Origin of the sequence: Nostoc sp. (assembly GCF_036917455.1) — a bacterium.
In the GTDB taxonomy this organism is placed as follows: Bacteria; Cyanobacteriota; Cyanobacteriia; order Cyanobacteriales; family Nostocaceae; genus Nostoc.
Map to the genome: position 1 here is coordinate 31351 of NZ_JBALDK010000214.1, position 18289 is coordinate 49639.

15 protein-coding genes are annotated in these 18289 nt (G+C 41.1%); 9 read left to right on the forward strand and 6 right to left on the reverse strand.

What is annotated here, in order from left to right; genetic code table 11:
- Positions 1 to 133: 133 nt before the first annotated feature.
- The gene (locus V7K42_RS23240; protein WP_334919648.1) at positions 134 to 652 is read left to right on the forward strand and encodes a hypothetical protein; all 519 of its coding nucleotides are present in this window, start codon (positions 134 to 136) and stop codon (positions 650 to 652) included.
- A 188-nt stretch (positions 653 to 840) separates the two neighbouring features.
- Here V7K42_RS23240 and V7K42_RS23245 read toward each other — a convergent pair whose 3' ends face one another.
- The 4 genes from V7K42_RS23245 to petN all read right to left on the reverse strand — a co-directional run bounded on the left by V7K42_RS23245 (position 841) and on the right by petN (position 4733).
- Positions 841 to 1032, reverse strand: a complete 192-nt coding sequence (locus V7K42_RS23245; protein ID WP_334919649.1) for a hypothetical protein — start codon at positions 1030 to 1032, stop codon at positions 841 to 843.
- A 140-nt stretch (positions 1033 to 1172) separates the two neighbouring features.
- The gene (locus V7K42_RS23250; RefSeq protein WP_334919650.1) at positions 1173 to 4322 is read right to left on the reverse strand and encodes a GAF domain-containing sensor histidine kinase; all 3150 of its coding nucleotides are present in this window, start codon (positions 4320 to 4322) and stop codon (positions 1173 to 1175) included.
- A gap of 152 nt (positions 4323 to 4474) precedes the next feature.
- Complete coding sequence (locus V7K42_RS23255; protein ID WP_189524930.1) at positions 4475 to 4621, reverse strand: hypothetical protein; 147 nt, start codon at positions 4619 to 4621, stop codon at positions 4475 to 4477.
- Positions 4622 to 4643: 22 nt separating this feature from the next.
- On the reverse strand, positions 4644 to 4733 hold the full coding sequence (petN, locus tag V7K42_RS23260; protein ID WP_012408302.1) for a cytochrome b6-f complex subunit PetN: 90 nt from the start codon (positions 4731 to 4733) through the stop codon (positions 4644 to 4646).
- 280 nt (positions 4734 to 5013) lie between these two features.
- Between petN and V7K42_RS23265 the strand changes: the two genes are divergently transcribed.
- The 5 genes from V7K42_RS23265 to V7K42_RS23285 all read left to right on the forward strand — a co-directional run bounded on the left by V7K42_RS23265 (position 5014) and on the right by V7K42_RS23285 (position 11550).
- Positions 5014 to 6900: an ATP-binding protein gene (locus V7K42_RS23265; RefSeq protein WP_334919651.1), complete on the forward strand. Its 1887-nt coding sequence runs from the start codon at positions 5014 to 5016 to the stop codon at positions 6898 to 6900.
- A gap of 28 nt (positions 6901 to 6928) precedes the next feature.
- Positions 6929 to 8194, forward strand: a complete 1266-nt coding sequence (locus V7K42_RS23270; RefSeq protein ID WP_334919652.1) for a sensor histidine kinase — start codon at positions 6929 to 6931, stop codon at positions 8192 to 8194.
- A 127-nt stretch (positions 8195 to 8321) separates the two neighbouring features.
- Entirely contained in the window at positions 8322 to 8753 is a 432-nt protein-coding gene (locus V7K42_RS23275) for a hypothetical protein (protein WP_334919653.1), read from the forward strand.
- Positions 8754 to 8931: 178 nt separating this feature from the next.
- The gene (locus tag V7K42_RS23280) at positions 8932 to 9894 is read left to right on the forward strand and encodes a protochlorophyllide reductase (RefSeq protein ID WP_334919654.1); all 963 of its coding nucleotides are present in this window, start codon (positions 8932 to 8934) and stop codon (positions 9892 to 9894) included.
- Between the two features lie 1035 nt (positions 9895 to 10929).
- A complete protein-coding gene (locus V7K42_RS23285; RefSeq protein ID WP_334919655.1) occupies positions 10930 to 11550 on the forward strand; it encodes a TMEM165/GDT1 family protein in 621 nt (206 codons plus the stop codon).
- A gap of 67 nt (positions 11551 to 11617) precedes the next feature.
- Here V7K42_RS23285 and V7K42_RS23290 read toward each other — a convergent pair whose 3' ends face one another.
- Positions 11618 to 12511, reverse strand: coding sequence for a tetratricopeptide repeat protein (locus tag V7K42_RS23290; protein ID WP_334919656.1), 894 nt, complete (start codon positions 12509 to 12511; stop codon positions 11618 to 11620).
- Positions 12512 to 12889: 378 nt separating this feature from the next.
- Here V7K42_RS23290 and V7K42_RS23295 point away from each other — a divergent pair, with 378 nt between their 5' ends.
- On the forward strand, positions 12890 to 13927 hold the full coding sequence (locus V7K42_RS23295) for a hypothetical protein (RefSeq protein WP_334919657.1): 1038 nt from the start codon (positions 12890 to 12892) through the stop codon (positions 13925 to 13927).
- A gap of 68 nt (positions 13928 to 13995) precedes the next feature.
- On the opposite strand, the gene V7K42_RS23300 is transcribed toward V7K42_RS23295, so the two are convergent.
- The gene (locus tag V7K42_RS23300) at positions 13996 to 15165 is read right to left on the reverse strand and encodes a homocysteine biosynthesis protein (protein WP_334919658.1); all 1170 of its coding nucleotides are present in this window, start codon (positions 15163 to 15165) and stop codon (positions 13996 to 13998) included.
- Positions 15166 to 15560: 395 nt separating this feature from the next.
- On the opposite strand from V7K42_RS23300, the gene V7K42_RS23305 reads away from it, so the two are divergent.
- Positions 15561 to 16838: an MFS transporter gene (locus V7K42_RS23305; protein WP_334919659.1), complete on the forward strand. Its 1278-nt coding sequence runs from the start codon at positions 15561 to 15563 to the stop codon at positions 16836 to 16838.
- Positions 16839 to 17018: 180 nt separating this feature from the next.
- Positions 17019 to 18203 carry an anion transporter gene (locus V7K42_RS23310; protein WP_334919660.1) on the forward strand — a complete coding sequence of 395 codons (1185 nt, stop codon included), beginning with the start codon at positions 17019 to 17021 and terminating at the stop codon, positions 18201 to 18203.
- Positions 18204 to 18289: the final 86 nt, after the last annotated feature.

Sequence of the window (18289 nt, forward strand, 5' to 3'; positions counted from 1 at the left end):
AGGCAAGTTTTTTTGTTGGGTAATTACCTAATGCAAAGACGCAAAAGCTTATTTATTATAGATTTGACGTTCGATCTATACTAAATCATTTTTGACTTTCCAATATTTTTTTTGTCAGTCAAATCACAAAAGTATGAATAATCAAGGTTTTTTTAATGATGAGCTTTTAGAAAAAAGAGTTGATACATTTTATGGATATGGTGATTATCAAGGTAATTATTGGTTTGTTGGTATGGAAGAAGCAGGAGGAGACTTTAACGATATTAATAACAGAATAAATATATGGTCAAACAGAGGTAAACAGGAAATAGAAGATATTGCAGAATATCATAAAGATATCGGATGGGGAGGTAGTTTTTTATCAGGTGCAAAATTAGATGTGCCAGTATGGAGGGCAATAATTCGTATTGTATTAAGTGCTAAAGGAAAAGAGAATTTTGATAAAAAAGATATTCTTGCGTATCAAATAAACGAATTAGGTAGAAAATATAAAGAAACTTGTCTATTAGAATTATTGCCTTTGCCGTCACCATCTCTTAAGCATTGGATATTTGCTCAACATTCTCGACTTAGCTTTTTATCTAATCGAGATACTTATGAAAAGTATTGTCTTGAAAAGCGAATAAATCATATTAGTCAGAGAATAAAATAACATCAACCTAAAGCAGTTGTGTTCTACGGTATAGGATATGAATATTCTTGGAGAAGAATAACTAAAAAAATAACAGATGTTGAGTTTACGCAAACTTCAGAAGGTTTCTTAATTTGTAGAAATAATAGTAAGACTGTGTTTATTATAACTAAACATCCTGTGGCATTCGGTTTAAAAAATGAATATTTTCATAATATTGGTAGATTAATTACTGCTAACCTAGCGTAACAATAATTTTCTGTGCCTTCGTAACTTCCTGGTTTGTTAAAAAAGCGATCGCCTGAAAAATCTCTACAGTGCGATCGCCTCTTCTCTGGTGTAAATACTCTCTCGACTAATCGCTTCATTGGAAGTGCTTGGAAAATTTCTTTAATTTGCATATTAATTCATAAGAGCAACTTATATTAATAATTGTAGTAAAATTTACGATCGGCGATCGCCTGCAAAATCTCTAGTTTGCGTAGGCGTTCGCGTAGCGTTCTGCAGGAAAGCCCGCTAAAGGCATCGCCTGATTTTTTTCTTAACTAACTATCCGTTTCATTGGGATTTCTATCCAGAACTCACAGCCGTTACCGGGTTCAGAAACACACTTGATATTACCACCGTGTTTTTCGACAATAATTTGGTAGCTAATAGATAGACCCAATCCAGTACCTTGTCCGGGTTGTTTGGTGGTAAAGAAAGGTTCAAAAATGCGCGATCGCACCATCTCTGGAATCCCACAACCATTGTCAGCGATGCAAATTAGAATAGTATTCTCTTCAATAACTTCTGTACGAATCAAAATTTTAGGATTGTCAATTATTTTTCCACTAGTTGCTGAGTTTTCTAGTGCATCGAGCGCATTGCTGAGAATATTCATAAATACCTGATTCATCTGGGCTGCATAGCAGACTATTAGAGGCAATTCACCATATTGTTTAACCACCTCAATAGCTAAAGAATTAGTCTGTGTTTGCAGTCGATGTTGTAAAATCAACAAAGTACTGTCGATACCTTCATGAAGATCGACAGGCTTCATTCCGGTTTCGTCAAGTCGAGAAAAACTTCGCAACGATAAGACTAATTGAGAGATTCGATCTGCCCCAATCTGCATTGAAGTAAGAATTTTGGGCAAGTCATCACTAATAAAATCTAAATCCAGTGCTGCAACTTGCTTTTTAATTTCTTCTGTTGTCTTAGGATACTGTTTTTGATAGAGGCGCAGTAATTTAAATAAATTTTCGGTATGTTCATTAACATAAGTAATGTTGCCATAAATGAAACTAATCGGATTATTAATTTCATGTGCTACCCCAGCAACTAACTGCCCTAATCCTGCCATTTTTTCACTTTGAATTAACTGGCTCTGAGTGTGCTGTAATTCTTTAAGAGTCTGAGTGATTTCTTCTTTCTGACGTTGAGTTTGTTCGAGTAATTCTGCTTGCTGAAGCCCTACCCCTAACTGAGTACCAATCTGCATCAGCAAATCGATCTCATCTTCTTGCCAATCACGGGGTTTGAGATTTTGATAAGCTGCTAGTAATCCCCAAAGTTTCTCGCCTTGGAAAATCGGCACAATCATATATGCCCTAGCCTCCATTAGCTCAAGTAGGGCAATATGAAAGATGGAATAATTAGCGCTGTAAATATCTTTAATGACGATAGTTTTACCATTAGCAAAGCTTCCGTCTTGGGTTTCTTGTAAGTAATCATCTGCGTAGGTGTAGCCTGTCGTAGACATCCCAGGTACAATTTTCCTGACTGGTGTCCAACCTTGGGCTAATGACTCAGCAACAAATTCACCACTCCAATCAGCCCGAAATCGATAGATTGTGACTCGATCGACTTCCAATAACCGCCGGACTTCTTCTGTACTAGTAGCAAAGATGGTATTAATGTCAAGAGACTGGCGAATTTTCTCCACGGTTGCAGCTAACGCCTTCTCTCTTTCGGCCGCTTTCCGTTCTCGTTCGGCGGCTTTAGCCAATTTTTGGGCTTGCACCTGCATCTGTTTCAATGACTCAGCTTGCTGTAATGCTACTCCCAATTGAACGCCAACTTGCGCCAATAAGTTGATTTCCTCATCTTGCCAATAACGGGGTTGGGAGTTTTGATAAGCTACTAACAATCCCCACAACTTCTCGCCTTGAGAAATTGGTACAAAAGCTTCATTCCGTGCATACTTACCTGCTTGCTTTCTTTGCACAAGAACGCCTTCTGTCACTGGCTGTGGCTTAACCATTGGTGTCCAGCCATCAACAATGGAATCGGCGACAAATTCGCCACTCCAATCAGGATAGAACCGGTAAATTGCAACTCGTTCTACTTCTAATAGCCGACGGACTTCTTGAGTTGTGGTTTTAAAGATGGCTTCAATTTCTAAAGACTGACGAATTTTTTCTACGGTGTTCGCTAACGCCCTTTGTCTTTCCGCAGCTTTGCTAATCTCTGCTGCTTGGATTTGCATTTGTTGGATAAATTCCGCTTGCTGCAAAGCCACACCTAATTGCGTACCCACTTGGGTAAGCAAGTAAACCTCATCTTTTTGCCAATCACGGATTCCAGCGTTCTGGTACACTGCTAGCAAGCCCCAGAGTTTCTGACCGTGGTAAATGGCAATGATTACATAAGCTCTTGCCTGATAAATTTCTAAAATTTTAATGTAGCAGTTGCTAAAACCTGAATTATAAATATCATTACAAATCCGGTATACTTCACAACTACTAAAGCTACCACCTTCCGTATCTTGTAAGTAGGTATCAGCAACTGGGGGTTTAGCTAAATCTTTGGCGCTACATTCACTAACATTTTCACTTAATTCTGGCCGATGCAATTGTTCATCAATCAGTGAAATCCAACTTTCTGCCACTGATTCAAACACGAATTCACCACTCCAATCGGGATTGAAGCGATAAATAGCCACGCGATCGGCATTTAACAGCTGCCTCAGTTCTCCGGTGGTTGTGTGGAAAATGCTTTCTAAGTCTAGAGACTGACGAATTTTTTCAATGGTTATCGCTATAGTTTTCTGCCATTGGGCTGCTTTTTCTCTGGCTTGTGCTTGTGCTAGTTGTGCCGATTGGAGTTTTACTTGTTCTAGATAGTCTGCTTGCTGTAAAGCAACTCCTAGATGTTCGGCGATTAATTGCACAAACTCAATTTCTGATGTTTCCCATTGCCGAGAACCACAACACTGATGAATACACAACAATCCCCATAAATTTTTACCTTTGATCAAGGGGGCGGTTATATTGGCACGGACTTGGAATCTTTCTAGAATCTGGATGTAGCAATCACTGATATTAACTTGATAAATATCAGCTATTGCTTTAATCCTACCTTGCTGATATAGTTTTGCGAACTCTTTACTAAAGCAGTGGTCGCGCAGTTTGGCTGCTAGTGCCGAATCCCATTCTGTTGCCACATCTTCATAGATAAATTCCCCTTCCCATGCCAAATCAGGATAGAAACGGAACACGCCAACCCGATCGCTTTTCAGAAGTTGGCGGACTTCAGTGACTGTAATTTTGAAGATCGCGTCTATATCTAGAGACTCGCGAATGCGGGCAATAACTCCAGACAAGGCTTTTTGTTGTTCATTCTGATGCAAAGAGAATGTCACATCTGAATGAGATTCTTGCCGTTCTGAATTTGGTTCTATGGGTTGAGTAGTAGAGGAGTTTTCCATTCCCAGTGGGACTTTAAATATTGAAAGTCTTCTATCTCATGATTCCCGTTGCGATCGCAAAGGTAACAGTATTTTCTCGGAATACCAAAAAAACATTGTAGGGACACGATACTATCGTGTCCCTACAAAAAGATTTTTCAACCACGAGAAAATTATCGCCGCTTGGGAGTGGCGCTGCGGCTGGTGCGTTTTTCTTCATCTCGGCGACGGCGATCGCGCCAATCTGCCACAGTCAAATAACCAATACCACCGGTGACTACTACGAGCAGCACTATGGCTACTATTGTTAAAATACTCAAAAATGGACTTTCCACAGTGCTTTTACAGTCCGTTACGTCCCCAAACTACCATTGCAATTGACCAAGTAAACACAACTAACAGCGATACCCAACCTAGTGTCAAAATCTCCATAGTCCCGCTTTTCAAATAATTACAAAAGGTTTCTAATATTTATCATACAGGGATTGGACAGGATGAGATTTTTTTTATAGATTAAATTGTAACTTGGGTGGGCGATGTCTCGAACGGCCTACGCCTACACAAAATAGACACCATTTTTTCTTGGTCCGCTAGTACTTCATGCATTAATCAAGACTTATGTGAAAAAATAGCGATCGCGCTTTCTTAATTAGATACTTTGGGAATACTAGGGTTACGGATATATATTCCAAATGCAACGACCCTTAGTATTATGCCGACATTTTTCAGCTATTTTTTCCAATCTAAGGGTTTTATTCCCCACGGGCATTGTTATCTCTGGCAGACGGGATTAGTTTGGCTCCACATTATTTCTGATGCCACGATTGCTATTGCCTATTATTCTATTCCCTTCTTACTAATTTACTTTATTTCCAAGCGCAAAGACCTTCCTTTTAATGGAGTCTTTTTATTATTTGGTGCTTTTATCATTGCCTGTGGTACTGGACACTTGATAGATATTTGGACGCTTTGGCATCCAGACTATTGGGTTGCAGGTGCTTTAAAAGCTCTAACTGCCATTATTTCCATATATACGGCATTTGCGTTATTTTACCTGATGCCTCAAGCTCTGACACTACCTAGCCCAGCCCAGTTAGAAGCTATTAATCGAATCCTTTCAACTGAAATTGTTGAGCGCAAGCGCATCGAGAAGGAACTACGCCTTGCGGAGGAAGTAGCTCAAAACTCTAACCAAGCCAAGAGTGAATTTCTCGCCAATATGAGTCATGAACTACGCACACCCCTTAACGGCATCCTGGGCTATACACAAATTATCCAACGCACAGAATCTTTGAGTGAAAAAGGACGCAAAGGACTCGGCGTTATTTATCAATGTGGTTCTCATCTTTTAACCTTAATTAATGATGTTTTGGATCTCTCCAAGATAGAAGCCCGGAAGTTAGAATTATATCCTATTGATTTCTACTTCCCTGCTTTTATAGATAGCGTGACTGAAATTTGCCGCATTAGGGCAGAACAAAAAGTCATCGCATTTCATGTCGAACTGGATCCTAATTTACCAACGGGTATTCATGCTGATGAAAAACGCTTGCGGCAAGTACTGATTAACTTGCTTAGTAATGCCATGAAATTTACTCATAAAGGCAGTGTCACCTTGAAAGTTCAGGTAATTAGTCAAGAATCAAATGCCAATGGCAAAACTAACTACAAAATTCACTTTCAGGTAGTAGATACTGGCACAGGTATAACCCCCCAACAAGCTGATAAAATCTTTCAACCCTTTGAGCAAGTGGGAAGTCAAAAACGACAATCTGAAGGTACAGGTTTAGGATTAGCAATCAGTCAAAAAATTGTTTTCTTGATGGGTGGTCAAATTCATCTGCAAAGTGAATTTGGCAAAGGTAGCACTTTTTGGTTTGAGGCAAAATTATTAGAATCTAAAGATTGGGCAAAGGTTTCTAGAGTAGTTGAGGAAGGAACTATTATTGGTTATCAAGGAAAAAGGCGCACTATTTTGATTGCGGATGATAAATGGGAAAACCGATCGGTAATTGTAAATTTACTAGAACCAGTTGGGTTTACTGTTATAGAAGCTAGTAATGGTCAGGAAGCATGGGCACAGTCTTTAGCCCACAAACCAGACACGATCGTTACTGATTTAGTGATGCCGATATTAGATGGATTTGAGTTTATAAATCGTTTGCGTCAGTCTGGGCAATTTAAAGAGATTCCTGTCATCGCTTCTTCAGCCAGCGTGTTTGCAGTCGACCAGCACAAAAGTATTGATGTCGGTGCAGATGCATTTTTACCAAAGCCCATAGAAGCTGAAACGCTGCTAGAAATGCTCCGACAATTTTTGCAGCTAGAATGGATTTTTGACGTTAAGTTAGAGGCGATCGCAAAAACCTCTACAGGTGGTTTTGAAGAACAGACTGAAATGATTTATCCTGCTCAAGAGGTTTTACAAGTATTGCTCGAACTAGTTCAAGACGGTGATATTCAAAATATTTTAGAAATGGTTGAACAACTTTCTGTATCTGATGAGCGGCTAAACACTTTTGTCCAGAAAATAATTCAGCTTGCTAGTAATTTTCAAATCAAGCGGTTGGAAAGTTTTATTGAAGAATATATCAATTAATTTAAATTAAATTGCCTTTTTAACAAACATGATAAAACCCCAAAGTAATGGATTCATTTTGATTGTGGATGATAATCCGACAAATTTATCTGTCCTGTGTGCAGCTCTCAATAGTGAGGGTTTTCGTTTCCGTGTTGCAGTCGATGGAGAAACTGCGATCGCCCAAGCTGAACGCAATCAACCAGAATTGATTTTGCTGGATGTCCAAATGCCCGGTATTGACGGCTTTGAGACTTGTCGTCGCCTCAAAGCCAATCCTCTCACCGAAAACATTCCCATTATTTTCACCACTGCTTTGGCGGATACGGAAAGCAAAACGAAGGGGTTTTCCCTTGGTGCAGTAGACTACATCCCTAAACCGTTTGCACAAGAGGAAGTCATTGCTAGAGTGCGCGTGCATTTACAACTAAAACAATTGACTGAATCGTTGGAACAACAAGTTAGCGATCGCACCAAGGCTTTGCAACAAGCTCAAGTCAAACTGGTACAGCAAGAAAAACTATCAACGCTCGGAGAGTTAATCGCTGGTATTGGCCATGAAATCAACAACCCCATTAACTTTATTTCTAGCAATATTCCACCCTTAGAAGAATACATTGCTGCAATCACCAAGTTGCTTTTCCTGTACGAACAAGAGTATCCCAACCCAACAACCAAAATTACCAATGCTGTTGAGAACTTGGATCTGAATTTTGTTCTTGAGGATATGGGAAAAATTTTGAATTCACTTGAGATAGGAAGCGAACGAATTCGGAACCTTTCTGATTCACTCCGTAGTTTCTGTCGCTCGGATAGTGATACCAAAATTTCTGCTGATTTGCACCAAGGACTTGATAGTACACTAATGATTTTGCAACACCGGATCAAGGCTAATGGCGATCGTCCTGGCATTGAAATTACTAAAAGTTATGGAGTACTACCAGAGGTCAACTGCTATCTAGGTCAGATGAATCAAGTATTTATGAACATTCTAGCAAATGCAATTGATGCTCTTGACGAAGCTATAATTGAGGGCAAAATGAGCAATCTAATTCCTCAAATTAAAATTGCAACAGAAATAGATTATGAGAAATTGGTTGTAATTCGGATTGCTGACAATGGGATTGGTATTCCTGAACGGCTTAAAAAACGCTTGTTTGAGCCGTTGTTTACCACAAAAAGCGTTGGGAAAGGCACTGGACTTGGCCTGTCGATAGCTTATGAAATAGTTGTAGAGAAACACAAAGGTGTATTAGATGTAAATTCTCAATCAGGTATGGGAACTGAGTTTATCATCAAAATTCCCATCTCATAACAGCATTTAATTAATTACAAAGCTGCTGTAGCATTTATCATATTGGGTATTGGGAAAGTATTTTCCCAATACTCAATCCCTCATTTCTATATATAGTGAAGTGAATTCAACTTTAGATCATAAATTAATGGTAGAACGTATAGAATCTCTCAAGGCTGGAATAGTTGGAGGTTTATCTATGTGTTTTACTTTTATACTTGCCAGTTTCTTGAATACTTTTGGATTAGGAAAGTATTTTGAGATCCTTGCAAGTCTGCAAAGTCATGTTAACTGGCATTGGTTGCTCGGTGGTGTAGTTGCAACTTTTACTGGCTTATTATTTGGTGTTACCTATCGTTATATCATCCGCTCAGATAAAAATCCCCAACTCAAAGCTGGTGGTGTTTTGGCTTTTGGCTTGGTGCGGGGATTAACTCAGATAGAGCTTGGGTGGAATGCTAACAGTACAATTTGGCCTTTTTTGGTATTAGCAGCAGAAAGTTTATTGTGGTTTGCGTTTGCTGCGATCGCTCTTGATATCGCTATTAAACTCTATTGGCTTAAACCTTTTTCATCATAACTTTGCGTTCAATTTTCAAGGTGCAGTGCTTCGCCTTTCGGCTCTTGGTTTTTAGTGTGGTTAATTACCTTTTCGACCATAGTATACCAAAAGCCGCCCTAGAACGGCGGGGCTTTAGACCCATTATTTTGGTAAAATCCTGAAGATAGGAAAAGGCGATTAACAGAGTCAGAATAGAATGGTACTGGATAGGAAGTCAACGGTTATAATCACAGGTGCTTCTTCAGGTGTCGGTTTGTACGCTGCCAAGGCTCTTGCTGAAAGGGGATGGTATGTAGTAATGGCCTGTAGAGATGTAGCGAAGGCTCAACTTGCAGCCCAATCTGTAGGAATCCCCCACCAGGGCAGCTACACTATCATGCATATCGATCTTGGCTCAATGGATAGCGTTCGACAATTTGTGAAGAACTTCCGAGCAAGTGGAAACTCTTTAGACGCTTTAGTGTGCAACGCTGCAATTTATATGCCTTTGCTAAAAGAGCCACTGCGAAGCCCAGAAGGATTTGAGTTAAGTGTTGCGACAAATCACCTCGGACATTTCCTTTTGTGCAACCTGATGTTAGAGGATCTAAAGAAGTCATCTTCAGATCCAAGGCTCGTAATTTTGGGAACTGTCACCCACAATCCAGACGAACTAGGTGGGAAGATTCCGCCGCGTCCAGACTTGGGCGATTTGCAGGGCTTTGCAGAAGGATTTAAAGAGCCAATCTCAATGATTGATGGCAAGAAATTTGAACCAGTCAAAGCTTACAAAGACAGCAAGGTTTGTAACGTGCTAACCATGCGGGAACTCCATCAGCGCTATCACGAGTCAACAGGTATCGTCTTCAACTCTCTCTATCCGGGATGTGTTGCAGAAACACCCCTATTTAGAAACCACTATCCTCTGTTTCAGAAAATCTTTCCATTATTTCAGAAGTACATCACTAAGGGATATGTGTCTCAGGAGTTGGCAGGAGAAAGGGTTGCGGCGGTGGTTGCCGATCCTGAGTATAATCAATCTGGTGTGTATTGGAGTTGGGGAAATCGCCAGAAAGAAGATGGTAAATCCTTTGTTCAAAAGGTTTCTCCTCAAGCCCGCGATGATGACAAAGGCGATCGCATGTGGCAACTAAGCGCCAAGTTGGTTGGAATTGGATAATGGAATAGGATTTGGCGTTATCCTTGAGCAGAATTCATCGATTCATCAATCCACTTTTTTGAATTAATCGGCATTATGTCCAGCTAAAAAATGGTTGAGGTGATTATTAAGTCACCTCTGAATTTATTGATAGCTTTATTTCATTTCAACTTATTTGTATAAGCCAGAACTCTGAAATAATCTTCAGGAAAAGCAGAGAAGATTATATGATAAGTTCTGGCTATAAAAAAGTGCATTTATGCATAGGGTAATTACAAATTATCATGACGTTTAGTGTGAGGATTCAGAATCACCATTGAAGTCCACTAAATTTAATATTTAGTGGAGGATGTTAAACGCCTTGATTAATTAGCCAATTGCTTAACCTTCTTGTAAATTCTGGCTACTGACTCCTAAATTCTTTCTTGATAAAATTCAACATCTTTACTGAGGCTGTGGAATTGTAAAACAGCGTAGGGCATTTAGCGCTCGCATCTCTGCAAGCAAGAAGATTGGAGCATCAACCAACGCCTAATTTTGCTTGTGATTCTTATCCAAAGGTTTAAGGAAAAACGATTATGGCAACAGAAGAAGCATCGATTAGCCTGATAAAAGATATAAATACTGGTGGAGTTTCCTCATAGGACTCATATTTGATTTTTGAACAAAACTCAGTACACCTTTATTCCTTCTTCCCAGTCCCCATCGCCCCTAATCCCCAGAGGGGGCCCCGAGTTCCCCAATCCTAGTCCCTTACCTCTACGAGTGATTCAGAAATCAAATCGGATTGCTATATATAGCCAGTTGCTTTGACTTTAATCTGTAACAGATATATAATTAAAATCACATTGAAGGGGAGTAGCTGCTGGCAAAAAACATAAAAAGCCAGTACATCTGAATCAACATACTGGCGATGAGCCTGGTTCAGATGGCAAGTAATCAATATTTGAAAGCGAGACCTTCACTAAGTTCACACCGAAAAGTGTAAACTTGGTGAGGTCTTTTGGTTCTCATCAAGCTTCACATCGGTAAACGATTTTTCAGGAGCTTGAGAGAGTGTTAACAGCTTTTACCGCAGGTTTATTATTAATTACAGTTTCAGAATTAGGCGATAAAACATTTTTTATTGCCGTGATTTTGGCGATGCACCACCCACGGCGGTTGGTATTTATTGGTGTGACAGCTGCTTTAGCGGCGATGACAATTATTTCGGTGCTATTTGGACAAGTGGTATCTTTGTTGCCAAAAGCTTATATTCATTACGCCGAAATATTTTTGTTTCTTGCCTTTGGTATCAAGCTGTTGTATGACGCTAGTAAAATGTCCTCGGCCGCTTGTGATACAGAAGTTGTACAAGAAGCGGAAGCTGCCGTGAAAAAAGCAGATTTGGAGTTACCAAAGCAAAAGACTCCCTTAGCAATTGTCATAGAAGCCTTTATATTGACATTTATGGCAGAGTGGGGCGATCGCACCCAAATTGCCACCATTGCCCTAGCCGCAGGTAATAATCCAATTGGAGTGACAATAGGTGCAATTTTAGGACATGCCATTTGTGCTGCGATCGCAGTTATCGGCGGCAAAATGATTGCCGGACGCATTTCGGAGCGTCAACTCACCTTTGTTGGTGGATGCTTATTTTTAGTCTTTGGTGTCGTTGCTGCCATTGAGGGAGCGTGAGGGGGCAGAAGGAAGGGGGCAGGGAGCAGAAAGCAGGGGGAAGGAGAACAACTCAATTCCCAATTCCCTACTTTGGAGTACTTTTCAATGAAGGTGCGGGAGATGGAGCCCGATTAGGAATGGAGGAAGCAGTTGCTGCCTTTTTAATTTCGTCTTTGTACTGAGCAGGTGCTAAAGCTGCGGCACTATCAAATAAAGATTTTGCCTCTGCGTTTTTGCCCTGTTGTTTCAGGAGCATCGCTTTTGCCACAACAGGGCGAAAATCTTTAGGATCTTTCTTAATTGCCTGGTCATAAGCAGAGCTAGCTTGAGCATAGCGTTTCTGGGAAGCATGAACAGAACCTAACAGCACTTGCACGGCTACTATATCTACACTTCCCGGCTGAATTGTATTTGCTTGAGCTGCTTTCGAGAGGCTTTCTTGCAGCAAACCAATAGCTGCTTCCGGGCGTTGCTGACTGATTAACAGAGCGACCATTCCTTGCAAAGCCTTTAAATCGCCCGGTTTTGTGGACAAAATCGTGCGATAAGCTTGAGCGGCTCCTTCGCGATCGCCTATTTGCTGTTTCGCTTGAGCCAGTAGCACTGAATATTCTGACTGTTCGGGATTTAGCTTGGCTAGCTTTTCTAGGGGTTCAATAACAACTTCGATATCAGCTGGTTTAATTTCACTTTTTTCTTTTTGACTCAATAGTTGTAGCCGCGCCTGCAATAAGCCCTTAAGGGCAGTCTGATTTTCTGGTTCCCTTTGCAAAACCAGTTCATAACCCCGTACTTCGTCTTCCAGTTTTGATTTTTGGTCAGAGGAGGGCAAAGTGCCTCTGGTGCTAGCGGTATTCTGATTTGAGGGTGGCGTATTATTAAATGCTCCAATTATAGGAATCACTGAAACACCCACAAAAGCAAGAACTGCCAGCGCCAAGACAACTTGAACCATCCAGCGATTGCGTGTTTGAAACACAGTTTTGTCTTTCTCCTGAACTCTAATGACATTATCATTTACATAAATCGTAAAGTTAAAATTTTCCAAAACTTTGCGGAATACCGCCAATTGCCTGTGAATTTTATAACAATTAACTATCTACACTGCTAAAGTAAGTGATGACTTTAGGAGGAGCCGTCAGAATTGTAGCTATGATATGCTTCCGAAACTAGTGTCAGGGCGCTAAATTACACGTTTAATGTACAAACACTAAATTTAGCGCCTTTAGGATTGTATAGAGTATCCTAGTGTGACTTTGTGAAAAGCAAATATACTTTCATCAGTCGCACAAATGCTCTTTTCAGCTACCTTTATAAAATCCCACAATGGGATGTGTCTCCGCCGCAAGGAGTTTTTATGAATTCCGACCTGATGCCGTTGCCTGAATCCTCCAATTCTTCTGCCTCTAACCAGGGCCCAACTAATATAGAGGCAGCCGCTAATGTTCGCATAGCAGCTAAGTCCTCTAAAGAAGTTGAAAATTCGCCTGTTAACCCCAGTGAGACTGACTCAAATGGCAACTTAGCCAATCGACAGCAACCGATTCCGCCTCCCAGCGAACCGATGCAGTATCGAGCGATCGGATTAGTCCGGGGTCGCTATCATGCTAGCAGCGAACAATTTACTCAAGGTACGCTGCTAACCACAGATGGTGTAGAACTCAATGCCGTCCTCCTAGGCCGGATTATGAGCTTAGTCAAGAATCACCTAGATTTAGAAAAAGAACACTTGTGGGTAGTATATCCACGTACCAGACAAGAAAATGACACCTTGCACATCCAAATCGTCGGAGTTTGGGAGCCAGAAAATCTCGCTAAAAACTCAACAGATGAAGACGAGTTAGATTTAGAGTTGCAAGAGTCACAGACACCCGATGATGGCTTATCCGAAAGTTCTGAATTAAGCACAATTCCCGCGATCCCCTCATCAGAAGTAACAGATGGTGGTTTTTCTGTTCGTGGTGAGGTAGTATACCAATCTTTTGATGCTAAGAGCTTAGTAGTCAAAATTAGGCAGGCTGCACGCAAACCAACTGACAAACCCAAGTATTTCAAATTGAAATTGAGGGGTGTCCTGACGACCAAAGCAGTAGGAAAGTTCTGGGACTTTCAAGCCAAGCGAGAAGCTGACGTTTTGATAGTAGAAAAAGCTGAAGCGATCGCTGACTTGCCCAAAAAACGCAAACCACCATTCAGAGGTGGCCCTCGTGCTGGCGGTGGCGGTGGTGCTGGTGCTGGTGGTAGAAAACCATTCCCCCCCAGACGCAGTGGCGAAACCCCTCGTCCTATCAAGAAAACAGGCACAGGCAGCGACATATCTGTGGTGTCAAAACCTATACCAAAAACGCCTGCTCCCAAGCCTATTATCAAGCGACCAAAACCAACTCAAGAGTAGAGATTGGGGATTGGAGATTGGGAATTATTCTTTCCTATTACCCAGTCCCTAGTCCCCAATCCCCACGATCAAAAATCCGTCCGACGGTCTTGGGGTAGAAAAGATCGCTCCATTGGAATTGGCGAAACAGGTTCTGTAAGGGTAAACGTCCCTGCTTCAATCCACTTTTTCAATTCTAGGGCGACTTGTCTAGAAAAAAACAAACTCGCTAAAGGGGCAGAGCGTACTGCTTTGCCTTCAATAGCGATCCTTCCAGATTTGAGTTGGGCGTAACTCACCAAACCAAAGGTGGGACGAACCCGCCGGGGAATAGAAAAATCCACTATTGGGGCTACTAAGTCTTTATCCTGGACGGCACAGTGTTCAACGACTTGTTCGCTTAATACAGGGAGTGGGACACCAACGCCTAACATCAATGAGGGGCCATAACTTTTGAAGTAACAACCCCGCACCCAATGAGCATCCATTTGCTTGGCATCACCAATTAAAGCTAAAGTGGCGGAAGGCCCAATCGGTGTACGATTAGCTAAACGTTTTTGTAAGGGGAAGTGCTGAGTGCCTTCCCAAGCGACATAGCCAACACCGCCGCCTAAAAAAATTCGAGTCCCTATACCAACGAGTTGCAAATCGGGATCGTTGAGTAAGGGGGAAATAGCACCGGGATTAGAATAAACAGCATTTCCCAGACGCGGTTGTAAAGGACCGAGATAGGTGAAGAGGGGGCGATCGCCACCATTTACACCGACAATAAAATTTTGATAAAGATTACGCGGATTGAATAAATAAAACTGATTAATCGTTTCACTGGTAATTGTAGTTTCAAAATTTGCTCTGGGGTAACAATCAGTGACTTGTCCTTGCGCTTTTACATGTATGGCTTTACCAGCGATTAAATCTTCGATTACATGACCGCCACCACGTTCTCGCACTTCTTCCCCGTCCGTCGTCTCTACAGCAGAACTCGCACCCAAGTATAAATCTACTGCCCCAAAACCAGAATATGCTGGCACACCATCTAACCAGCAACGACGAATTTTTATCGGTGGATCGGTGTGTCCGAGATTAATAATTGCACCACTTGATTCCATCGGCTCAAACGTACCAGTGGTAATTACATCTACTTCTTTAGCAGCTTTAGTAACACCGATTTCTACAACTCGTGCTTTTAACTCTTCAGTTGTCAGTACTACCGCACGTTTGCGGCTGATTTTTTCGTTAATTTCTGCAATTGTTCGCATTTTATCAGTGCTAGCGCTTCCTGCTGTCTTCCTTTTTGAAGGATATCTTGATAAATCACAGACTCTTGCATAATTTCCTTTCAAAATAATTGTCGCTAATCTCTGCGCGACAGCTTACCCCGGATAGAGTTAAAATTCCCAAAAAAGCTGAACTCTATAGTTATCTATTGACCAATCCTAATTCCTGGGATAAAGAGACGCTGACTCTGACATAACTAGAAGACTGACTATATTTTTTTTGCTTGAATCTGATCCCGTTGATGAAATATTGCTTAACTCAGTTTCTGTAAATGCACTCGTAAGAGTTTTCTCGCCAGATGCCCATTGATTTGGCACGATTTTTGCACAAGAGTATTGTGACCTCTCCATAGCTCACAAAATATCACTAAAGACTTATGCAAAAACAGCGAAAACCGAGTAATAAGAGTTTGCGAGCGCTTGATTACTTAAATGTGTTTCTCGCAGATGTGCGCGATGGTGTTGGGCCATATTTGAGTATTTACTTGAAAGCTTCAGCAAATTGGAACCCTGTCCAGATTGGATTGGCGATGTCAGCTTCGTCAATTGCCACAGTTATTGCTCAAACACCAGCTGGTGCATTGGTTGACAGGCTACGTCAAAAACGGATGTTGATTGTCCTGGCGGCTGTGTTTGTTTCTATCGGCTGTATTGCTATGGGCTTGTTCCCCATTTTGCCTGTTGTCATCGGCTCTCAGATTATGATTGGGATTGCTGCTGCAATTTTCCCACCTGCGATTACTGCTATTACTCTGGGACTCGTAGGACATGAGAAATTAGATAGGCGAGTAGGTCGTAATGAAACATTTAACCATACAGGAAATCTGCTAGCTGCTACTCTCGCTGGTTTAGTAGGTTACTTTATTGCACGCAAGGCAATATTTTTCCTGGTTGCAGCTATGGCTGTGGGCAGTATTATTTCGGTGAGGATGATTCGTGAAAGAGAGATTGACCACGAATTAGCGCGTGGAGATAGTGAAGAGGGCGAAGAAGGCCAAGAGGAGGATAATGAAAAACATCAGCAGCCATCTGAAGGCATATTGCAATTATTGAGCGATCGCAAAATCTTATTCTTTACTATTGCAGTAGTTTTGTTTCACTTTGCCAATGCTGCTATGTTACCGCTAGTCGGTCAAGAATTGGCACAGGGAAAAGGGACAAGTGACACAGTTTATATGTCTGCTTGTATTATTGTGGCTCAGTTAGTCATGATTCCAGTGTCTAACTTGGCTGGGCGTTTCGCACATACAGCTAGAAAACCCATATTTCTGCTTGGCTTTGCCGTCTTACCGATTCGAGGAGTGCTGTATACGTTTTCGGACAATCCCTATTTTCTCGTTTCTGTGCAAATTCTGGATGGTATTGCAGGCGGGATTTTTGGTGTGCTTTCCGTGTTGATGGTAGCTGATTTTACTAAAGGTACGGGACGCTTTAATCTTACCCAAGGGATGCTCAATACTGCCATTGGCGTTGGTGCGGGTTTGAGCAACATTTTGGCTGGGTTTGTGGTTAAAAGTGCTGGTTACAATGTTGGTTTTTTGATTTTAGCAGCGATCGCAGTTGTGGCTTTAGCAGTTTTTTGGTTCTGTGTACCTGAAACAAAAACAGGAGTTAATAGAAAAGCATCACATCAAACGGCTTCCGGGAGTCATTAATTATTAGTCATTAGTCATTAGTCATTAGTCAAAAATAAACACGTCCACTCTTTAACATGGCTTGAATTAGTCCCATAAAAGACAAGTTTTTCCACCCACAAGAAGCGAGATATGCACTAAAATTCAATGACCAATGACCAATGACCAATGACTACTTAATCAAAAGCATTTAGCGAAATCATGATTGTTTTTAGATACATCATCATTGGACTGACTTATATAGGTTTGGGTTTAGGATATATCCCTGGTTTGCGGATGAACCGAGCCAGTATTGCTTTAGTTGGTGCATCTTTGCTGATGGCATTTGGGGTATTAGACCTCAAAGAAGCATGGCAAGCGATAGACTATAAAACGCTGATTTTCCTGTTTGGCATGATGGTAATCAGCACAAACTTAGCTTACGCTGGTTTTTTTCAACTAACCCTTGATACAGTTACGCACTTTACCCGTAGCCCTTTGGGTTTGCTGATTGTTTTAACTTTCGGTAGTGGAATTCTCTCAGCTTTTTTTCTAAATGATACCATCGCTCTAATTTTTACTCCTTTGGTTCTCGGTTTAACCCAAACTTTGAAGCTCAATCCAATTCCTTACTTACTTGCCTTGGCGGGAGCAACTAATCTAGGCTCAGTGGCTACCTTAAGTGGTAATCCGCAAAATATTTTGATTGGTTCCTTCTCTGGTATCAGCTATCTCGATTTTGCAAAAGCATTGACTCCCATCGCATTGGTAAGTTTGTTGATCCAAATTGGGTTATTGTGGTGGCTTTATCCTGATGTCCGTTCTACTAAGTCTTGTCCGAGTGTAACCCCCGCGCGTTACCGCATATTTAAACCGTTGCTTACTAAAAGCCTATTGATAACAGGAGGATTATTAATTGCATTCTTAATTGGGATACCCCCAGCCCAAGCAACACTTGTAGCTGCTGGTTTACTCTTCATTACTAGACGAGTTAAACCGCAACGAGTTTTAAATAAAGTTGATTGGGATTTACTTGTGATGTTTTCTGGACTGTTTGTTGTGACTGCTGGAGTAGAAAAGTTAGGAATATTGAATTTATTTAGCGGTTTAGTTTACAATCCCCTGAACATATTAGGAATTACTGCTCTGCTTTCAAATTTAGTTTCTAATGTTCCAGCAGTATTATTACTACAACATTTAATTCTCCATCCAGACACAAAAACCTGGTTACTATTAGCAGCAGGATCTACCTTAGCAGGTAATCTAACTTTGTTAGGTTCAGTTGCTAATTTAATTGTTGCGGAAGCTGTCGCAAAACTTGGTTATCAATTGTCATTCTGGGAACATCTACGTTTTGGTCTGCCGCTAACTGTGCTGACTCTTATCCTGGCTTATTTTTGGATTTAGTTATTGGTCATTTGTCATTTGTCAACAATCAAACTTAAGGTTTCAAGCTAAAAGGCTCAACTTTCAGCTTTAAAGACTCAACTTCG